Source organism: Rhizobacter sp. P1_G5 (assembly GCF_056405435.1).
In genome coordinates, this window is the sequence record NZ_JBFUCB010000447.1 from 1 (window position 1) to 5,204 (window position 5,204).

Here is a 5,204-nt window from a genome sequence, read left to right on the forward strand (position 1 = left end):
CGTTGAACAGCAGCGTGCCGCCGCGCCTGAGCACGCGCCGCGCCTCGGCGAAGGCGCGTGCCTTGTCCGGAAAGAACATCGCGCCGAACTGGCAGACGACGAGCTCGAAGCGCCCGTCGTCGAAGGGCAGCTGCAGCGCATCGGCCTGCTGCCACTGCACCGGCCGCGACGTGCCCACCGCGGCGGCGCGCGCCAGCATCGGCAGGTTCAGGTCGGTGGCCACCAGCGCCACCGCCTCGGGCAGGGCCGCCGCGAGCGCCCGCGTGACGACGCCGGTGCCGGCCGCCGTCTCCAGCACGCTGGCCGGCCCGATCTGCGCCGCGCGGTGCGCCAGGTCGGCCGCATACGGCGCGAAGATCAAGGGCACCAGCTGGGTGTCGTAGAGATCGGGAATCGAGCCGGCGAACACCGTGTCGGAACCAGGTCGGTCCATGGGCTTCTCCTTGCGCTGCCAACGATCAATGTGCGGCCCCCTCCACCGGCAAGGCTTCGGCACGCCAGCGCAGCATGCCACCCGCCAGGTTGGCCAGTTCGCTGAAACCCACTTTCTGCAGCAACACCAGCGCCTGCGCCGAGCGTGCGCCCGAGCGGCACACCGCCACCACCGGCCGATCGCGCGCGATCTCGCCGCTGCGCGCCACCAGCTCGGACAAGGGCATGAGCCGCGCGCCGCGGATGTGGCCGAAGGCATCGTCGAACTCCGCCGGCTCGCGCACGTCGATCACCTGCACGCCCCCGTCCGCCAGGCGCTCGGCCAGCGCCGTCGGCTGGATCTCCCACACACCGCCGAAGCTGAAGCTGAGCGGCGCCCAGGTCGGCTCCTGCGGCAGCGCGGCCTCGCTCTCGGGCCGCCCGCAGCGCAGGTTGGCCGGCACCGCGATCTGCATCAGCTTCGGGTGCGGCAGGCCCAGGTTCGTCATGTAGCCCTCGAAGTCCTCCAGGCTCGCGTCGCCGCCCAGGCGCGGGTTGTAGCGGCGCTCCTCGGCCACGCTGGTCACGGTGAGCCCGCGGTAGTCATGCGCCGGGTACAGCAGGCAATCCGGCGGCAGCGACAGGATCTGCTGCTGCACCGAGCGGTACAGCTGCCTGGCGCTGCCCTGCTGGAAATCGGTGCGGCCGCAGCCGCGGATCAGCAGCGCATCGCCGGTGAAGGCCATGCGTTCGTCGTCCAGCACATAGGTCAGGCAGCCGTCGGTGTGGCCGGGCGTGGCGCGCACCTGCAGGTGGTGCGTGCCGAAGGCCACGCGATCGCCATGCGCCAGCAGCCGGTCGGCCTCGCGCACGCCGGCCGCCTGCGACAGCAGGATGCGGCTGCCCAGGCGCTGTTTCAGCAACCAGGCGCCGGTGACGTGGTCGGCGTGCACGTGGGTGTCGAGCGTCGCGACCAGCCGCAGGCCCAGTTCACGCAGCAGGGCGGCGTCGCGGCGCACGTGCTCGTAGACCGGGTCGATGAGCACCGCCTCGCCCGCCACGCTATCCCCGAGCAGGTAGGTGTAGGTGGACGACGGTGCGTCGAAGAGTTGGCGGAAGACCAGCATCGCAGGCTCCTTTCAGCGGGCGGCGAGCCAGCGGTCGTGGATCGCCATGCCGGCCAGCATCGCCGCGACGAACACCGCCGCCGGCCACCAGCCGCGCGCCAGCGCCACCAGCGCCGGCCCCGGGCAGAAGCCGCCGATGCCCCAGCCGATGCCGAACAGCACGCCGCCGCCGATCAGCCGTGCATCGACGAGGGTGCTGGCCGGGATGTCCATCGCCGCACCGGACCAGGCCGTGCGGCGGCGCCGCGCGATCGCGAAGGCCGGCAGCCCGACCGCGATCGCGCCGGCCATCACCAGCGCGAGGCTCGGGTTCCACGCACCGGCCAGGTCGAGAAAGCCCTTGACTTTGGCCGGGTCGGTCATGCCGCCGGCGATCAGCCCGAGGCCGAAGACCAGGCCGCTCAGCAGTGCGATGAAGGATCCCATCGGCGTCTCTCCTTCAGACGAGGTGCCGCAGCACGAACACGGTGGCGAACCCGGCGCCCATGAAGGCCAGCACGTTCACCAGCGAGCGCAGCGACAGGCGGCTCAACCCGCACACGCCATGCCCGCTGGTGCAGCCGTTGCCCAGGCGCACGCCGATGCCCACCAGCAGGCCGGCCGCGATCAACGCGCCGGGCCCGACATCGACCGAGACGGCCGGCCACGGCGCCCACAGCCGCCAGGCCCACGGCGCGAGCAGCAAGCCGCCGATGAAGGCCAGCGAGCCGCGATGCGCCTTCAGCGGCGCACGCGCCCGCAGCGCCCGCCACGGCGCCCCGACAATGCCGGCAATGCCGGCGATGCGGCCGTTGCCGAGCAGGTAGAGGGCGGTCGCCAGCCCGATGGCCAGGCCGCCGGCCAGCGAGGCCCACGGGGTGAAGCTGTTCCAGTCGATGCTCATTCGAGAATGCGGTGACGAGGCCGAAGCCGATCGGCGCAGTGTGGCGCAAGCGGCCGGCGGCCTCTGTGACCCAGGTCACACAGCCGTTGCGGCCCCCTTCACAGCGCGACGAAGCGCGCCAGCGCCGCCGCGTCCAGCACCTCGATCTGCTCGCGCCCGAGCCGCAGCCAGCCCTGGTCCGCAAAGTTCTTCAGCAGCCGGCTGACGATCTCGCGCACGCTGCCGAGCTCGTCGGCCAGCGCCTGGTGCGTGGTGCGCAGCGGCGATTCGCGCGCCACCAGCAGCGCCGCCAGCCGCTGGTCGAGCTTCTGGAAAGCGACCGCCGACACCAAGGCCATCAGGTCGGTGAGCCGCTGCGAGAAGTTGCTGAACACATGCTCGCGAAACGACTCCAGCTGCGCCATCAGGTGCTTGAACGCCGCCGGCGGCAGCACGACGAGCTCGACGTCGTGCTCGGCCGTGCCGCGCGCGTGGTACGGCGCGTGGCCGAGCAGGCAGCTGCTGGTCAGGATGCAGCTGTCGCCCGGCCGCACCTGGTACAGGTGCAGCTCGCGCCCGCTGGGCGCCGCCTTGACGATGCGCACGCTGCCCGACAGCAGCAGCGGAAAGCCCCGGCACGGCTGGTTCTCGTCGAACATCAGGCTGCCGGCCGGCATGCGCAGCAGCGCGGCATCGGCCAGCAACTCCGCCAGCTGCGCGGCAGGCAGCTCGCGCAGCATCGGATAGCGCTGCAGCACCAGGGCCTGGGTCGCGGCATCGATCATCGCGCCGCCCTCGGCTGCACCCTGTTCAGAGCTCGCGCAACGCCGTCGTCACCGGCAGCCGTGCCGCGCGCACCGCCGGGAACAGCCCGCCGATGAAGCCGATGGCCAACGCCCACTTGAGCCCCGTCCACAGCAGCTCCGGCGACACGCGCAGCGCAAAGCTCAGCTTGCCGACCGAGCCCGCAGCCATCGTCGACGCGCCGTAGCCGTCGAAGACCAGCCAGGCCAGCAGCCCGCCGAGCACGCCGCCCATCAGCGCGAGCAGCATCGTCTCCAGCATCACCGCCACCACCACCGGCACGCCGGAGAAGCCGATCGCGCGCAGCGTCGCGATCTCGCGCGCCCGGGCCGCCACCGCGGCGAACATCGTGTTCAGCGCGCCGAACATCGCGCCGATCGCCATGATCGTGCCCACCGTGATGCCGATGATGCGCAGCACCTTGGTCACGCCTTCGGACTGCTTGCTGAAGTAGTCGAGCGTCGTCGTCACGTCGACCTGCAGCTGCGGGTTCGACTCGAGCGCCGCCTTCAGCGTCTTGAAGGCCTGCGGATCGGCCAGCCGCGCCGTCACCGAGGTGCGGCTGGCGGCACGGCGGTAGGTGTCGRCGACCACGTTGCCGTCGGCCCAGATCTCGGATTCGAGCGCGTCGCCGGTCGCGAACACGCCGGCCACCGTCCAGGTCTGCGCGCCCAGGCGCACCGTGCTGCCCGGCACCAGCCCGGCGAACTGGCGCGCCGCGCCCTGCCCCACCACCAGCTCGCGCAAGCCCGGCCCGAACGCCTTGCCGGCGATGATCTTCGCCTGCGGCCGCACCGCCCAGGCCCGCTCGCCGACGCCGCGCAGCTGCACGCTGCCCGTTTCATCGGGCGCGCCGCCCTTCACCGGCAGGTTGGCCGCCACCACCAGCTCTTCGGATGCCAGCGGCTCGCCCTTGTCGTTGCGCGCGATGCCGTCGGCCTGCTGGATCTGCGCGATGCTGTCGCGCGTCAGCACCGACGACACCTCCGAGGCCGAACCGCCGCGCATCACGATCACGCTGTCGGTGCCGCCGGTGCGGCGCAGCGTCTCGGCATAGCCCTCGGCCATCGACAGCAGCGAGACCAGCACGCCGACCACGCCGGCGATGCCGACCACGATCACGCCCGAGGCGCCCAGCCGCTGCGTCAGCGTGCTGATGCCGACGTTGGCCACCGACAGCGTCTGCCGGCCGCGCCGCGTCAGCAGCAGCCAGCCGGCCAGCAGCACCGCCAGCGCCAGCGCGCCCGGCCACGGCAGCATCACCCACGCCGCCAGCACCACGGCCAGCAGCACCACCAAGCCCACATTGATCAACCAGGTCATGACAGCCCCTCGTCGGTCGAGTACGCCCGCCGATCCCCCGAGGGGATGCCGGCCGGCTTGGGAGCGGCCCGGCGCTCGGCCGGCGCTGCGTTCAATCGCGTTGGCATGTGTTCGTCTCCCGTTCAGCGGCCCGCGAGGGCGTCGACGATGTTCAGGCGCATCGCGTTCCAGGCCGGCAGCGCGCCGACGATGACGCCGATGCCGGCCATCAGCGCGAGGCCGAGCACCCAGCTGCTCGCGCCGACCGACGGCAGGTTCAGCATGCCGCCGCTGCCGGCGCTGACCGCCGGGATGATCAGCGTCGCGATGCCCAGCCCGATCAGCCCGCCCAGCACCAGCAGCAGCACCGATTCGGCCAGCACCATCGCGAGCACGCTGCGGCCGGAGAAGCCGATCGTCTTCAGCACCGCGATCTCGCTGGTGCGCTCGCGCACCGCCTGCATCATCGTGTTGCCCGACAGCAGCAGCAGCGTGAAGAACACCGCGCCCATGATCGAGCTGACGATCAGCCCGATGTCGGCCAGCTGCTTCATCCACGACGCGGTGGCCGCCTGCTCGGTCTGCGTGCGCGTCTCGTGGTCGGAGTTGGCCGACAGCGCATCGATCGCCTTCGCGACGCGGTCGGCCTGGTTCACGTCGGTCACGCGCGTCACGTACCAGCCGGCATTGCCCTGGTT

7 protein-coding genes are annotated in these 5,204 nt (G+C 72.0%); all 7 read right to left on the reverse strand.

What is annotated here, in order from left to right:
* A partial coding sequence (locus AC1D12_RS24150) for a class I SAM-dependent methyltransferase (protein ID WP_477843349.1) occupies window positions 1-433 on the reverse strand: 433 nt, incomplete at its 3' end.
* A 25-nt stretch (window positions 434-458) separates the two neighbouring features.
* Window positions 459-1,535, reverse strand: a complete 1,077-nt coding sequence (locus AC1D12_RS24155; RefSeq protein ID WP_477826756.1) for a rhodanese-like domain-containing protein — start codon at window positions 1,533-1,535, stop codon at window positions 459-461.
* Between the two features lie 15 nt (window positions 1,536-1,550).
* Entirely contained in the window at window positions 1,551-1,964 is a 414-nt protein-coding gene (locus AC1D12_RS24160; RefSeq protein ID WP_465111726.1) for a DUF6691 family protein, read from the reverse strand.
* A 13-nt stretch (window positions 1,965-1,977) separates the two neighbouring features.
* A complete protein-coding gene (locus tag AC1D12_RS24165; protein WP_477826752.1) occupies window positions 1,978-2,421 on the reverse strand; it encodes a YeeE/YedE family protein in 444 nt (147 codons plus the stop codon).
* Between the two features lie 98 nt (window positions 2,422-2,519).
* The gene (locus tag AC1D12_RS24170) at window positions 2,520-3,185 is read right to left on the reverse strand and encodes a Crp/Fnr family transcriptional regulator (protein ID WP_477826753.1); all 666 of its coding nucleotides are present in this window, start codon (window positions 3,183-3,185) and stop codon (window positions 2,520-2,522) included.
* Between the two features lie 25 nt (window positions 3,186-3,210).
* Complete coding sequence (locus tag AC1D12_RS24175) at window positions 3,211-4,527, reverse strand: ABC transporter permease (protein ID WP_477843351.1); 1,317 nt, start codon at window positions 4,525-4,527, stop codon at window positions 3,211-3,213.
* Window positions 4,528-4,649: 122 nt separating this feature from the next.
* Window positions 4,650-5,204 (reverse strand): ABC transporter permease (locus AC1D12_RS24180; protein ID WP_477843353.1); only part of this gene is annotated, 555 nt, incomplete at its 5' end.

Excerpts from the sequence above, each read along its gene's own strand:
- AC1D12_RS24165 (WP_477826752.1), bottom strand. The coding sequence starts at position 2,421 with ATGAGCATCGACTGGAACAGCTTCACCCCGTGGGCCTCGCTGGCCGGC.
- AC1D12_RS24160 (WP_465111726.1), bottom strand. The coding sequence starts at position 1,964 with ATGGGATCCTTCATCGCACTGCTGAGCGGCCTGGTCTTCGGCCTCGGG.
- AC1D12_RS24170 (WP_477826753.1), bottom strand. The coding sequence starts at position 3,185 with ATGATCGATGCCGCGACCCAGGCCCTGGTGCTGCAGCGCTATCCGATG.